12 protein-coding genes are annotated in these 14,144 nt (G+C 67.7%); 6 read left to right on the forward strand and 6 right to left on the reverse strand.

Features of this window, described 5'->3' with window-relative positions:
* Positions 1-20 precede the first annotated feature (20 nt).
* Positions 21-896, reverse strand: coding sequence for a type I methionyl aminopeptidase (gene map, locus ACN0TP_RS11145; protein ID WP_417218960.1), 876 nt, complete (start codon positions 894-896; stop codon positions 21-23).
* Between the two features lie 98 nt (positions 897-994).
* Here map and ACN0TP_RS11150 point away from each other — a divergent pair, with 98 nt between their 5' ends.
* Positions 995-1,183 (forward strand): SPOR domain-containing protein, encoded by a 189-nt coding sequence (locus tag ACN0TP_RS11150; protein WP_417218962.1) that lies wholly within the window; start codon positions 995-997, stop codon positions 1,181-1,183.
* A gap of 24 nt (positions 1,184-1,207) precedes the next feature.
* On the opposite strand, the gene panB is transcribed toward ACN0TP_RS11150, so the two are convergent.
* On the reverse strand, positions 1,208-2,062 hold the full coding sequence (gene panB, locus ACN0TP_RS11155; protein WP_417218963.1) for a 3-methyl-2-oxobutanoate hydroxymethyltransferase: 855 nt from the start codon (positions 2,060-2,062) through the stop codon (positions 1,208-1,210).
* A gap of 127 nt (positions 2,063-2,189) precedes the next feature.
* Between panB and glnA (ACN0TP_RS11160) the strand changes: the two genes are divergently transcribed.
* The 4 genes from glnA (ACN0TP_RS11160) to ACN0TP_RS11175 all read left to right on the forward strand — a co-directional run bounded on the left by glnA (ACN0TP_RS11160) (position 2,190) and on the right by ACN0TP_RS11175 (position 9,233).
* Entirely contained in the window at positions 2,190-3,530 is a 1,341-nt protein-coding gene (gene glnA / locus ACN0TP_RS11160) for a type I glutamate--ammonia ligase (protein ID WP_417218964.1), read from the forward strand.
* 9 nt (positions 3,531-3,539) lie between these two features.
* Positions 3,540-6,704 carry a bifunctional [glutamine synthetase] adenylyltransferase/[glutamine synthetase]-adenylyl-L-tyrosine phosphorylase gene (locus ACN0TP_RS11165; protein WP_417218966.1) on the forward strand — a complete coding sequence of 1,055 codons (3,165 nt, stop codon included), beginning with the start codon at positions 3,540-3,542 and terminating at the stop codon, positions 6,702-6,704.
* 57 nt (positions 6,705-6,761) lie between these two features.
* Positions 6,762-7,091: a cupin gene (locus tag ACN0TP_RS11170; RefSeq protein WP_417218968.1), complete on the forward strand. Its 330-nt coding sequence runs from the start codon at positions 6,762-6,764 to the stop codon at positions 7,089-7,091.
* A gap of 87 nt (positions 7,092-7,178) precedes the next feature.
* On the forward strand, positions 7,179-9,233 hold the full coding sequence (locus ACN0TP_RS11175) for a DUF222 domain-containing protein (protein WP_417218970.1): 2,055 nt from the start codon (positions 7,179-7,181) through the stop codon (positions 9,231-9,233).
* A 109-nt stretch (positions 9,234-9,342) separates the two neighbouring features.
* On the opposite strand, the gene glnA (ACN0TP_RS11180) is transcribed toward ACN0TP_RS11175, so the two are convergent.
* A complete protein-coding gene (gene glnA / locus ACN0TP_RS11180) occupies positions 9,343-10,767 on the reverse strand; it encodes a type I glutamate--ammonia ligase (RefSeq protein WP_417218972.1) in 1,425 nt (474 codons plus the stop codon).
* A 275-nt stretch (positions 10,768-11,042) separates the two neighbouring features.
* Between glnA (ACN0TP_RS11180) and ACN0TP_RS11185 the strand changes: the two genes are divergently transcribed.
* Positions 11,043-11,477, forward strand: a complete 435-nt coding sequence (locus tag ACN0TP_RS11185; protein ID WP_417218974.1) for an RDD family protein — start codon at positions 11,043-11,045, stop codon at positions 11,475-11,477.
* Positions 11,478-11,577: 100 nt separating this feature from the next.
* On the opposite strand, the gene ACN0TP_RS11190 is transcribed toward ACN0TP_RS11185, so the two are convergent.
* From ACN0TP_RS11190 to lipB, 3 genes are read right to left on the reverse strand one after another with little or no spacing between them, the layout of a single operon-like run.
* Positions 11,578-12,339, reverse strand: a complete 762-nt coding sequence (locus tag ACN0TP_RS11190; RefSeq protein WP_417218975.1) for a DUF4191 domain-containing protein — start codon at positions 12,337-12,339, stop codon at positions 11,578-11,580.
* A 31-nt stretch (positions 12,340-12,370) separates the two neighbouring features.
* The gene (gene lipA / locus ACN0TP_RS11195) at positions 12,371-13,375 is read right to left on the reverse strand and encodes a lipoyl synthase (protein ID WP_417218977.1); all 1,005 of its coding nucleotides are present in this window, start codon (positions 13,373-13,375) and stop codon (positions 12,371-12,373) included.
* On the reverse strand, positions 13,372-14,055 hold the full coding sequence (lipB, locus tag ACN0TP_RS11200) for a lipoyl(octanoyl) transferase LipB (protein WP_417218979.1): 684 nt from the start codon (positions 14,053-14,055) through the stop codon (positions 13,372-13,374). The genes lipA and lipB overlap by 4 nt, the downstream gene beginning before the upstream one ends.
* Between the last annotated feature and the right edge of the window lie 89 nt (positions 14,056-14,144).

Here is a 14,144-nt window from a genome sequence, read left to right on the forward strand (position 1 = left end):
TGGGGCGGTGGGGGCGGCGCTCAGGCCACGGTGAGGATTTCGGCTCCGGCATCGGTCACCAGCAGGGTGTGCTCGAACTGGGCGGTGCGGCTGCGGTCGCGGGTGACTGCGGTCCAGCCGTCGTCCCACATGTCCCAGTCGATCCCGCCCAGGGTGAGCATCGGCTCGATGGTGAAGACCATGCCGGGTTCGATGACGCGGGAGTACGCCGGCGCCGCGTCGTAGTGGGGGATGATCAGCCCGGTGTGGAAGGCCTCGCCGACGCCGTGGCCGGTGAAGTCGCGGACCACCCCGTACCCGAAGCGCTTGGCGTAGGCGGAGATGGTGCGGCCGATGACGTTGATCTCCCGCCCCGGCATGACGGCCTTGATGGCCCGGCGCAGGGACTCCCGGGTGCGTTCGACCAGCAGGCGCGACTCCTCGTCGACGTCCCCGGCGAGGAACGTCGCGTTCGTGTCGCCGTGGACCTGCCCGATGTAGGCGGTGATGTCGATGTTCACGATGTCCCCGTCCTGCACCACGGTGGTGTCCGGGATGCCGTGGCAGATGACCTCGTTGATGGAGGTGCACAGCGACTTGGTGAAACCGCGGTAGCCCAGCGTGGAGGGGTAGGCGCCGTGGGCGATGAGGTACTCGTGGCCGATGCGGTCCAGCTCGTCGGTGGTCACTCCCGGGACGACGGCCTCGCCGACCAGTGCCAGTGCCTCGGCGGCGATCTTCGAGGCGTGGCGGATGCGTTGGATCGTCTCGGCCGATTTGACCTCCGAGCCCTCGAACGTCGCCGGGGCCGGTTTGCCCACGTATTCGGGGCGTTCGATCGAGGCGGGCACCCGGCGCATCGGCGTGGGCGTTCCGGGGACCAGGGTGCCCAACGGGGCAGTTGACGTGCGTGGCATGTCATCGATCCTATCGCCATCCGCCGGCGCCGGAGTATGGTGGGCGGGCAGCGACACGCCCCGCGATCCACGCGGGCCCGCAGACCCGAAGGAGCACGATGAGCGACGGCAGCGAAACCACCGGCGGCGATTTCTGGTTCAACGTCAACACGAAACAGGTCGAATCCGGTCCCCAGTCGGACTGGTCGCAGCTGTTGGGACCCTACGCGACCCGCGAGGAGGCCCAGGGGGCGCTGGCGCAGGTGGAGCGCAACAACGAGTCCTGGGAGGACGACGACGGCGCCTGAGCCGGTGCCCGGGGCGCCGGCGGGCTAGAACCCGTGTTCGTCGGCGGGGAACGTCCCGTCCACCACGTCACGGTGGTACGCCGCAGCGGCGTCGCCCATGACCTGGCGCAGGTCGGCATATTTCTTCACAAAACGAGGCAGCTTGCCGGGGTTCAACCCCATCATGTCCTGCCAGACCAGCACCTGCCCGGTGGTGGCGGCGCCGGCCCCGATGCCGATGGTCGGCACGGTGAGGGCCGCCTCCACGGCGGCCGCCGCCTCGGCCGGCACCATTTCCAGCAGCACGCAGAACGCGCCGGCCGCCTCCAGGGCGAGGGCGTCCTCGACGAGCCGCGCGGCGGCCTCCCCGCGGCCCTGCACCTTGTAGCCGCCGAGGGCGTGTTCGGCCTGCGGGGTGAACCCGATGTGCGCCATGACCGGGATCCCGGCGTCCACGACGGCCCTCACGTGGTCGGCACGGCGCGCCGTGCCCTCCATCTTCACCGCGTGGATGCCCGTGTGCTTCATCAACCACACCGACGATTCCACCGCCTGCCGCGGTGAGGCCTCGAAACTGCCGAACGGCAGATCGCAGACCACCAGGCTGCGCTTCGCCCCGGCGGTGACGGACCGGGCGAACACCCCCATCTCCTCGAGCGTGATCGGCAGCGTCGTGGTGTGGCCCATGACGTTGTTCGCCGCCGAATCGCCCACCAGCAGGACCTCGATGCCCGCCTCCTCGAAGATGGCTGCTGCGTACTGGTCGTAGGCGGTCAGCATCGTGAAGCGCCGGCCCTCGGCCTTGGCCTGGGCCAGATGGCCGATGCGGATCCGTCCGGCGGGGCGTGGCGCGGCGGCGGGCTGGCCGGAGGCATTGGGGGAGGGCTGTTCGTGCGACATGTCCCCCAGAATACGCCACCGGTGGGAGCCGGACACCCGGTTGACTACGGTTTCCGAGTAGAGTTGGCGACGGTGGGACGGCCCGCAACCACCGCAGCAATCGCCGGATCAGACGAGGAGCCAACCCATGGACCGCCAGCAGGAATTCGTGCTCAGGACCATTGAGGAACGCGACGTGCGCTTCGTGCGCATGTGGTTCACCGACGTCGTCGGATCGCTCAAATCCGTCGCCCTGGCCCCGGCCGAGGTCGAGGGCGCGTTCGAGGAAGGCCTGGGCTTCGACGGCTCCTCGATCGAGGGCCTGTCGCGGATCTACGAATCCGACATGCTTGCCCAGCCGGACCCCTCCACCTTCCAGATCCTGCCGTGGCGCGGGGAGATCGAACCGACATCGCGGATGTTCTGCGACATCCTCACCCCCGACGGGGAACCGTCGCCGGCGGATCCGCGGCATGTGCTCAAGCGCCAGCTGGCCGCCGCCGCCGACATGGGCTTCACCTGCTACACCCACCCCGAGGTCGAGTTCTACCTGCTGAAGTCCGATGACCTGGACGCCAACGGCGAACCGATGCCGGTGGACCATGGCGGCTACTTCGACCACGTGACCGGCGGCGTGGGCCAGGATTTCCGCCGTCGTGCAGTGACCATGCTCGAAGCGGTGGGCATCTCCGTGGAATTCAGCCACCACGAGACCGGACCGGGCCAGAACGAGATCGACCTGCGCTACGCCGACGCCCTGCAGACCGCCGACAACATCATGACCTTCCGGACGGTGGTCAAGGAGGTGGCGCTGCAGCAGGGCATCTACGCCACGTTCATGCCCAAGCCGTTCTCCAGCCACCCGGGGTCCGGGATGCACACCCACTTCTCGCTCTTCGAGGGCGACACCAACGCGTTCTTCGAGGCCGGCCAGGAGTACCAGCTCTCGCAGACCGCCCGGCAGTTCATCGCCGGCGTGCTGCACCACGCCCCCGAGTTCACGGCGGTCACCAACCAGTTCGTGAACTCCTACAAGCGGCTCTGGGGCGGGGGAGAGGCGCCCAGCCACCTCTCCTGGGGCCACAACAACCGTTCCGCACTGGTCCGCGTGCCGCTCTACAAGCCGAACAAGGGCCAGTCGGCGCGGGTGGAATACCGCGGGATCGACTCGGCGGCCAACCCCTACCTCGCCTACGCCGTGATCCTCGGTGCCGGGCTGAAGGGCATCCAGGAGGGGTACGAGCTGCCGCCGGCCACCGACGACGACGTGTGGGGCCTCAGCGCCGCCGAACGCCGCGCCCTGGGCCACGCCCCGCTACCGGGGTCCCTGCATGACGCGATCCGCTCCATGGAGGACTCCGAACTGGTCCCCGAGATCCTCGGCGAGCAGGTCTTCGATTCGTTCCTGCGCAACAAGCAGGACGAGTGGAACGAATACCGCCAATACGTCAGCCCCTTCGAGACCTCCCGCTACCTCGGCATCCTCTAGGGGCACGCCGTGAGCCTGACGCGACAGCTGATCTCCGCGGGGTTCGACGACGTCGAGCGGGCCAAGCGGTTCCTGGCCGACGACGTGTTCGCCGGCGCCGACGAGGCCGCGCTGCTGGCCGGGTTGCGTGCCGCGGCGGACCCCGATCTGGCCCTGCTGCTGCTGTTGCGCCTCGCCGAAAGCGAACCGGCCATCCTGGAACGGGTGCACGACGCCGAGGGGGCGGTTCCGGTGATGCGCCTGTTGGGTGCCTCCGAGGCCCTGGGGGACTTCCTGGTCCGGCACCCCGAACACCTGGACATCTTCGACCCCGGCGAGGCGGGTGCTGAGGATCATCCGGACGCCCCGGACGCCCCGGACGCCCCGGACGCCCCGGCCGCCACGGCACCGGAAGCCGGAAGCGCCGGGGCTGAGCCGGGGGACCCGGACGCCGTCGTGCCCGGCGGACCCGAGGTGCCGCCCGGGTGGACGCAGGTGCCCGCTGCCGCCCTGCGCGCACGCCTGCTGGCAGCTGTCGGGGCCGACCCCGCGGCCCGCGCACCCGTGGCCGAACACACCGGCAAGGACGCCTACGCCCGCATCCGGGTCGCCTACCGGGCCGCGTTGGCTTCGCTGGCCCTGCGCGACGTCAGCGCCGAGGACCCGTCCCTGGTCTTGCCGGTGGTCGCCGCTGAACTGGCCGACCTGGCCGGCGCGGCAGTCGACGCGGCGCTGGCCGTCGCCCGCACCGAGGCGGCCGGGCGTTTCGACCCCGAGGAGGTGGATGCCGTCCGTCTGGCGGTCATCGGCATGGGCAAATGCGGGGCCCGCGAGCTGAACTACATCTCCGATGTGGACGTGATCTACGTGCACGACGCCGAGGGGCTGGACGATGACCGGGCTGCAGATATCGCGGCGACCCTGGCCATCGGCATCGGCCGGGCCATCAACAGCCCGGGCCCCGAGCCGGGACTGTGGGAGGTCGACGCGAACCTGCGCCCCGAGGGCAAGGACGGGGCCCTCTCGCGCACGCTCTCCTCCCATGTGGCCTATTACGACAGGTGGGCCCAGAGCTGGGAGTTCCAGGCCCTGCTCAAGGCCCGCTGCATCGCCGGTGACCTGGAGGTGGGGCGTGCCTATGAGGAGGCCGTTGCACCGCTGATCTGGAACTCCTCGGAGCGTGACGGATTCGTGGAGTCGGTGCAGGGGATGCGCAAGCGGGTGCTGGCGAACATCTCCTCCGAGGAACTCGCCCGGCAGATCAAGCTGGGCCCGGGGGGCCTGCGGGACGTCGAATTCACGGTGCAGCTGCTGCAACTGGTCCACGGGCGCGTCGACGAGACGCTGCGGGTGCGGGACACGACGTCGGCCATCGCGGCCCTGAGCGAGGGCGGGTACATCGGCCGCGCCGATGCAGCTGAGTTCGACCTGGCCTACCGGTACCTGAGGGTCCTGGAGCACCGGATCCAGCTGGTCAACCTGCGGCGGACCCACCTCATGCCCGTCAAGGAGGAGGCCCTGCGCGTGCTCTTCCGCGCCTCCCGCGGCCGGGCCGTCAGCGGGCGCAAACCGGCCGAGGAACTGACCCGGCAATGGCAGAACACCAAGCGCTCGGTGCGCCGGCTCCACGAGGCGATCTTCTACCGCCCGTTGCTCGCCTCCGCCTCGAACCTCTCCACCGACGAGGTCCGCCTCTCCCCGGCGGCGGCCCAGGCGCGGCTGGCGGCGTTGGGGTACCTGGATCCGCAGGGTGCCATGCGCCATATCGAGGCGCTGACCTCCGGGGTCCGGCGTCGTGCCTCCCTGCAGCGCCAACTGCTGCCCGTGCTGCTGGAATGGCTCGCCGACGGGGTGGACCCCGACGCCGGATTGCTCGGTTTCCGCCGCCTGAGCGAGGCGCTGGGCGAATCGCACTGGTACCTGGGCATGCTGCGCGATTCCAGCGCCGCCGCCGAACGCCTCTGCCATGTGCTCTCCGGCTCGAGGTTCATCACCGACCTGTTGGAGGTTTCCCCGGAATCGGCCGCCTGGTTGGGCGATGACCGCGAATTGCGGCCCATGCCCTTCGAACAGTTGTGGCAGGAGAATGCCGCCAAGCTCAAACGCCACAAGAACCCGGAGTCGGCGATGCGCCTGGTCCGGTTGAACCGGCGGCGGGAGATGCTGCGTGTCGCGTTGGCCGATTCGGCGAAGCTGATGGACATCGATGAGATCGGGTTGGCGCTCTCGGACGTCGACCGGGCCGCCGTGCTGGCGGCGCTGCGCGTGGCGGAGCAGCACGAGTTCGCCACCACCGAGCGCCTCACGGACCTGCTGGTGGTCGCGATGGGCCGCCAGGGGGGCCGCGAAATCGGCTACGGCTCGGACGCCGACGTCCTGTATGTCCACCGGCCCCGGGACGGTGCCGACGCCCAGGCGGCCCAACAGCAGGCCCTGCGCATCTTCACCCACCTCGGCAAGCTGCTGACCCAGCCGTTGAAGCCAGCGGTGCTCGCCGAACCCAAACTCGTCGTCGACGCCGCCCTGCGCCCCGAGGGCAAGAACGGCCCCCTGGCCCGTTCGCTCGGTTCCTACCGCGAATACTACGAACGGTGGGCACTGGTCTGGGAACGCCAGGCACTGTTGCGCGCCCGGCCCATGGCCGGTGACGACGAGTTGGCCGGCGACTTCATGGAACTGGTGGACGGCATCCGCTACGGTCGTGGGGTCACCGCCGACGAGGTCAGGGAGGTCCGCAGGATCAAGGCGCGCGTCGAGGCCGAGCGGCTACCGCGCGGCGCGGATTCCACCCGCCATGTCAAGCTCGGGCGCGGGGGATTGAGCGACGTCGAATGGCTCGTCCAGCTGTTGCAGCTCGAACACGGCACGGAGCACCCGGAGCTGCGGACCACCTCCACACGGACCGCCCTGGCGGCCCTGGCCACGCTGGAGATCCTCCCGGCCGGCGACGTGGAACTGCTGGACCGGGCCTGGTCGCTGGCCACCCGGATCCGCAGCGCCTCGGTGGCCTGCACCGGGAGGGCATCTGACGTGCTGCCCAGGTCATGGCGCGACATGGAGGCCGTCGCCCGCTGGTGCGGTTACCCGGCCGGCGGGGCCTCGGAGCTCGACAACGACTACCGACGTGTCACCCGCAGGGCACGTGGTGTCTTCGAACGGCACTTCTATGGTTTCGAGGAGACAAGCCAACATTAAGGACGACGGCGGTGCCTCCCGGGCAAGCCGCCACCGGTGAGAAGGAGAGTGGGAACCATGCATGTGAGCAAGGCAGAGTTGGATGAGCTGGTCCAGGAGCACCTGGAACGGGCGAAGACCGCCCCGCATCGGCGCAGTGCCACCGCGGTGCTCAAGGACGGGCGGCTGCGCCAGACCCTGATGGCGCTCGACGGCGGATCCGAGCTGGCCGACCACACCAAACCGGAGGCCGCGACCCTGCTGGTCCTGCACGGTTCCGTGACGGTCCGGTGGGCCGACGGGGAACAGGTGGTCGGCCACGGGGGCCTGTTCGTCATCCCCGACGTCGTGCACAACGTCGTCGCCGCCGAGCCGGCGGTCTTCCTGCTGACCACCATCGCCGGATAGGCCCCGGCCCGCCTGGTCCGCCGTTCCGTCCAGCCTTTCCACCGGGGCCGGTTCCAAACTGTCGGTAGCGGCTGGCATCGTGGAGTCATGGAACAGATCGCGGACCGGGTGGAGGTCACCGGGTGGGGCATGACCCGCCTGGCGGGCTCCTCCGTGACGGGGTCCGCGCGGCTCAAGGCCGCCGAGGCGCTGGCTCGATTTGCCGAGGCCGAGAAATACCGGGCCGCAGCGATGCTCCATGACGAGGCCCAACGCGCCGTGGAACCACGCCTGGAGGCGCTGGAGGGCCGTCCGGGCATGCAGATTTCCCTGCGCACGGGGCGGACCGTCTTGTTTGCTGCCACGGACAGCGCCGCCATGGAGATCGCCTTGGTTTCGGGTCTATCGCAGGGCCAAGCACACCGCGTGCTGGACCAGGCCGAAACCCTGGTCATGGATACCCCCGAGGTGCTCGAATCCCTGGCCCTGGGGCGGATCGGGGCCAGCCACGTCCAGCGCATCCTCGAGCACACCGCGCACCTCGTTCCCGAGCCGCTGCCCGTGCCGCCGGCAAATGCCGACGACTCGACGAAGGAACAGTGGGAACGCGAAATGGCCCGACGTGCCGCCCGGACGCGGGAGGACCGGCGTGACTTCGGAGCCGACATGTTGGCTGCCGCTCCAGGAAAATCACCGGCGCAATTACGCGTCAGGGGCCGGCAGCTGTTGGAAAAGTACTATGGCTTCTCCTACACCAAGCGCTCCCGCACCGAACTGCGGGACCGGCGCATCACCCTGGAGGAGGCCAACCACGGCATGACGTGGTTCTCGGGCTACCTTCCAACCGCCAGCTGCCAGGCCATCTTCTCCAAAATCGACGGCATGGCCCGGCTGCTCAAGGCAGACCCCGACTCCGCCGCGGCCGTCGTCGAAGCGGCGGCGACGGCGGCCACCGGTGACGCAGGCGTCCAGCTGTTGGAGGACCCGGCAGAAGTCCGGACCATGGACCAGCTGCGGGCCGACGTGTTTACCGACATGATGCTCAACGGTCCACGTGGCCAGGGACTGGAAACGGTCAACGCAGAAGTCTTCGTTGCCATCCCGGCCACCATGCTTCCGGGGACCCCCGGTGGGCCCACCGCCGCCGACGACACGGGCATCGACGGCCCCGCAGTGGGACCCGGAACGGACGCTGAACGGCTCCAGCGGGCCGGAGGCGTGGCCATCGCAGAGCTTGAGCCGGGTGCGCCCGTGCCCTCACTGCTCGGGGCCGGTTCCATCGACCAGGAGTCGGCAGCCCAGCTGATGACCGCCGCGAAGACCTGGTGGCGCTTGATCACCGACCCGCTCACCGGGGCCATCCTGGAATTCGGCCAGGACCGGTACCGTCCCACCGCAGCCCAGCGCGCGGCGCTGACGTTCCGTGACGGTGGATGCACGACGCCAGGGTGTACCGGACCGGCGCGAAACTGCGAGGTGGACCACGCCGAGGAATGGCAGGACGGCGGTGGCACCGACATCGCCAACGTCGGGCTCAAATGCCTGCGATGCCACCGGTTGAAGTCCCTGGGACTGATCGAGGTGAAACAGTGTGCCGGGGGCACGACGCTGGTGACGAGCCTCTTTGGAACCCAGCGTGTCGGCTACCCTGCGGCGCCGTGGGCCGTGGGCGCAGCCCGGCAAGCTCCGGTGCCCCACCATCCGCCGGGCTCCGATATCCCGCCGTCCGATCCGGATTCATCCATTCCGTCTGCGTCAGCCCCACCACCGGCGGAGCCTGCCGACTCCCGGGTTGCCACCGTGAAGCGGACGACGTTCCTGGCCACGGTCCAATGGGAGCGCTGGCTGTGGAAGGACCTGGAGCCGGACCAGCCCCTGGACCGCTTCGGCACAGAGTGCAGGAGGATCGAGTCGGACCACTACCAGGCCCTGCACCTGAGCGAGTGGGGGCGCATCCAGGACGTTCCGGACAGCTCGAGCGAAGATCCCGAGCACGGTCGCTATGCGCGCAGCCGGTGGGGCAAGGCCACCCGGAAACGGAGGCTGAAGCGCATCGCCGGCGACTACGGACCGCCGGCCATCCACCGGCCCGACGACCGGGACAACCCCTGGGGCGGCGAACGGCCACCGCTCCCGGCGACCCCGGACGAGCCTCCCTTCTAGGCAGGGCCGGACAGCCAGGCGGGAACATCCCGGACAGCACGGAGGCCAGACACCGAAACGGTGTCTGGCCTCCCGATGCTAGGGCCGTGGTGCCATCAGGACCTGGGTCCTAGCAACCGTAGTAGAGCTCGAATTCGTACGGGTTCGGACGCAGCGACAACGGCTTGATCTCGTTCTCGCGCTTGAAATCAACCCAGGTGCGGATCAGGTCCTCGGTGAACACATCACCGGCCAGCAGGAATTCGTAGTCCTCCTCCAGCGCTGACAGCGCCTCCTCAAGGGAGCCCGGCGCGACCTGGATGTCCTTGGCTTCTTCGGCCGGCAGCTCGTAGAGGTCCTTGTCGATCGGGTCGGCCGGCTCGATGCGGTTGCGGATTCCGTCCAGGCCGGCCATCAGCTGGGCGGCGAAGGCGAGGTACGGGTTGCCGGAGGCATCCGGTGCGCGGAACTCGATGCGCTTGGCCTTCGGGTTCGAGCCGGTGATCGGAATGCGGATGCCAGCCGAACGGTTGCCCTGCGAATACACCATGTTCACCGGGGCCTCGAAGCCCTTCACCAAACGCTTGTAGGAGTTCACCGTCGGGTTGGTGAAAGCCAGGACGGCCGAGGCGTGCTTGAGCAGGCCACCGATGTACCAGCGGGCGACGTCCGAAAGGCCGGCGTAGCCCTTCTCGTCGTAGAACAGCGGTTCGCCGTCGGTCCACAGCGACTGGTGGCAGTGCATGCCCGAGCCGTTGTCCCCGAAGATGGGCTTCGGCATGAAGGTGGCGGACTTGCCCCAGGCATCGGCCAGGTTCTTGACGATGTACTTGAACTTGAGGATGTCATCGGCCGAGTGGGTCAGCGTGTTGAACTTGTAGTTGATCTCGGCCTGTCCGGCGGCGCCCACTTCATGGTGGGAGCGCTCGACCTCGAGGCCGGCGGCCTCCAGCTCCAGGCAGATCGCATCGCGCAGATCGGCCTGCTTGTCGGTGGGGGAGACCGGGAAGTAGCCGCCCTTGTACGGCGTCTTGTACGCCTGGTTGCCGCCCTCTTCCTTCTTGCCGGTGTTCCAGGGCGCCTCGACGGAGTCGATCTTGTAGAAGGAGCCCTGCGGCTTCGACTCCCACTGCATGTTGTCGAAGATGAAGAATTCAGCCTCGGGGGCGAAGAACGCTGTGTCGGCGATGCCGGTGGATGCCAGGTAGGCCTCGGCACGTTCGGCCACGCCACGCGGGTCGCGGTGGTAGGGCTCGCCGGTGCGTGGGTTCACGATCGAGAAGTTGAAGGCCAGCGTCTTCTCAACGCGGAACGGATCGATGAACCCCGTCGTGACATCCGGGATCAACTGCATGTCGGAGTCGGCGATGCCCTGGAAGCCCTTGATCGACGAGCCATCGAAGAGCTGCCCATTGACGAAGAAGTCGGCGTCGACCGTCTTCGCCGGGACGTTGAAGTGCTGCTGCACCCCCGGAAGGTCCGTGAATCGGATGTCGACGAACTTAACATCTTCGTCGGCAATGTACTTGAGGACTTCGTCCGGGTTCTTGAACATCTGCTACTGCTCCTAAGAGATCTGCTCAGGCCAGGGAAGCACGCGGCTTTTGCACGTGTCGGCCCCTCGCTGTTACCCCTACCCTAGCGAATTCTGGTTTCCCGGCAGTGACGCAATTGTTTCGATGACGTTACAGAGGGCCTCCCCTGGCGGCATCCCGGGACCCGGGGGTCACCCATGGTCGGCGCCGGAAGATCCCCGGATACCGGCGGCTGCACGTGTGTTCCCGGGCACGACGCCGGTACGCGTCGATGCGGCCAAGCTAAGCTAAGGGAGTGGAGAGAAAAGACATCGGTTCGTGGCTCGAAGGCCCCCCGCAGCTCAATCCGGAAGCCTGGCCCGGCCAGCGGCTGGGTCGACCCGAGTCGGGTCCGGGGTCGGTGGTGCGCATCGGACGGCGCGTCGGAGCACTGTGCATCGACTGGGCGCTGGCCATGATCCCGTCCTTCATCTTCTTCGACGGAAGCGCGCTGGCGAACCTGACATTCTTCGCCGCCATGCAGATCGTCTTTGTCGGCGTCACCGGCCACTCCATCGGCCACCGCATCCTCGGGATGCAGGTCCAGGGAATGGACGGCTCGGCCATCAAGCCGCTGCAAGGCCTGGTCCGCGGCCTGCTGGTGTGCCTCATCGTTCCGCCGCTGGTGACGGACCCCGACCAACGCGGACTGCATGACCGGGCCATCAAGGCGATTCTCGTACGCATCTGACCCCGCCGGCCGACGCCGGCCGGAAGCGAACGATCCCCCTGGTCAACAACAAAAAAGTGCTGGTTCCCCGGATGGGGAACCAGCACCTTGCCATGGGCGCCTAACGGCCGCGCATGGACCGGCGATCCGGCCGGGCCTTGTTCGGGTCGATGCCCTTCGGGATCGGCAGCTTGGCGCTTCCCAGCGTCGACAGGCGCATGTCCACGGCGTGGACTTCCTGCTTGTTCAGCGTCTTGGGGAACTTCTTCATCTTCTTGGCGACATCACCGAGCGGGGTTTGGCCCTCGCCCGAGCCGGCGTTGATGACATGGATCGGGACGTTGGGCAGCACCCGGCTCATGCGACGGCGCTCGGAGTCCACCAGGGGGCGGACACGGTTCGTCGGGCCCTCGGTGACCAGGACGACGCCGGGGCGGCCAATGCCGCGGAACACCAGGTCCTGGGTCCGGGGGCTGATGGCCACCGGCTGTTCGGTGAGGACCCACCCACGACGCAGGACTGACATGGAGGCCCCGGCGGCACCTGGCTTGCCCTCGAGCTGCTTGAAGGCTGCCCGTTCGGCACGACGCGAGAGGATCAGCAACGCGGCCAGCAGGCCCAAGGGGATGGAAACCAGCAGCGTGGTGATCCAGTTGTTGATCAGCAGACCGACGATCAGTCCGACGGCCACGATGCCCAGGAAGGCCAGGACCATCCACCACACGGCATTCGGATCGTTGCGCCGCGTCATCTGGAAGACCTGGCCGAGCTGCTTCAGCCGTCCGGGTTCCTTCGTGGCCTTTTCGGCCTTGGGCTTGCGGGAGAACAAGGATCGCTTGGGCTTCGCATCGTCATTTGAGGGAGAGTTAGTGGTCTTGGCCATAATGGGTCAATTCTACGCGATCGGCGGAGTGCTAGCGGGCAGCGATGAGGGTGACGGCCTCTTGCTTGGTCGTACCGGAGCTTTCGATGTGTGAGAGCTCCTCGGGGATGGCCAATCCCTTCTTGCGCATCGCTCCTGCCCACAACCGGCCGGCGCGGTAGGACGAGCGCACCAGCGGCCCGGACATGACCCCCAGGAAGCCGATCTCCTCGGCCTCCTTCTGCAGGTCCACGAACTCCTGCGGCTTGACCCATCGTTCCACCGGGTGGTGGCGTTCGGTGGGGCGCAGGTACTGCGTGATGGTCAACAAATCGCAACCTGCCTCATGCAGATCGCGCATGGCCTCGGAGACCTCTTCCATGGTTTCGCCCATGCCGAGGATCAGGTTTGATTTGGTGATCATGTGGTGGTCCCGGCCCTGTGAGATCACGTCCAGGGAGCGTTCATAGCGGAAGGCCGGACGGATGGACTTGAACAGCCGCGGCACCGTCTCGATGTTGTGGGCGTAGACCTCGGGGGCTGAGGCACAGATCTCGTCCAGGAATTCCTTCTTGCCCGAGAAATCAGGAATCAGCAATTCGACGCCGGTGCCGGGGTTGAACTGGTGGATCCTGCGGACGGTCTCGGCATAGAGCCAGGTGCCCTCGTCCTCGAGGTCGTCGCGGGCGACGCCGGTGACCGTCGCGTACCGCAGGCCCATTTGCTTCACGGACTGTGCGACCTTGAACGGTTCGGCCCGGTCGATGGCCTGTGGCTTGCCGGTGTCGATCTGGCAGAAGTCGCACCGCCGGGTGCATTCGGAGCCGCCGATGAGGAACGTGGCCTCGCGGTCTTCCCAGCACTCGAAGATGTTGGGGCAACCGGCCTCCTCGCAGACGGTGTTCAGCCCCTTGTCCTTCACGAGCTTCTTGAGCTCAACGTACTCCGGGCCGATCTCGACCTTCGCCTTGATCCACTCGGGCTTGCGTTCCACGGGGGTGGCCGAGTTGCGCTGCTCAATGCGCAACATGCGGCGTCCTTCGGGGGCGAGGCTCACAGTAGGGCTCCTTCATCGGCGATGGGTTGGATGGTCTTGATGGCTGGTTCCAGAAGCCGCGTCAGCTCGGCCTGGACGCGGTCCAGCACCTCGGCCGGGCGCACGGCAGTTCCGCTCTCCTGGGTGATGCTCGTCGTGGAGGCGTCGGTGATCCCACACGGGATGATCCGCGAAAAAGCAGCATCGTCATTGTCGCAGTTCAGGGCGAAGCCGTGCATGGTCACCCCGTGGTCAACGCGGATTCCAATGGCGGCGATCTTGCGGTCCTGCTGGCCGTCGGTGCCCAGCACCCACACCCCGGCCCGACCCGGCACTCGTTCGGCTTCGATGCCGTAATCGGCGACCACGTTGATCAACATCTCCTCGAGACGGTGCACGTAGTCGCGGATCCCTGCGTGGTTGGCCAACTCAACGATGGGGTAGCCCACCAGCTGGCCCGGTCCGTGCCAGGTGATCTTTCCGCCCCGATCCACGTCGATGACGGGGGTCCCGTCCAGGGGAAGGTCCTGGGGTTCCGTGCGTTTCCCGGCAGTGTAGACGGCCGCATGTTCGAGGAGCAGGACGTGTGGGCCGCGCGTACCGGCCGCCACTTCGTCGTGGATTCCGCGCTGCAGGTCCCAGGCCTTCTGATAGTCAACGTAGTCCGGGGCAAAGCCCAGCCGCTGGAAGGAAATGGTCATGGGCCCAACGCTACTCGTCGGAGTGCACAGGTTCGAATTGCATGAAGGCCGACGGGGCTGTGGATAACTTCTGCAGCGATCGGGCAAAC

This window comes from Arthrobacter sp., from assembly GCF_048266065.1.
GTDB lineage: Bacteria > Actinomycetota > Actinomycetes > Actinomycetales > Micrococcaceae > Arthrobacter_H.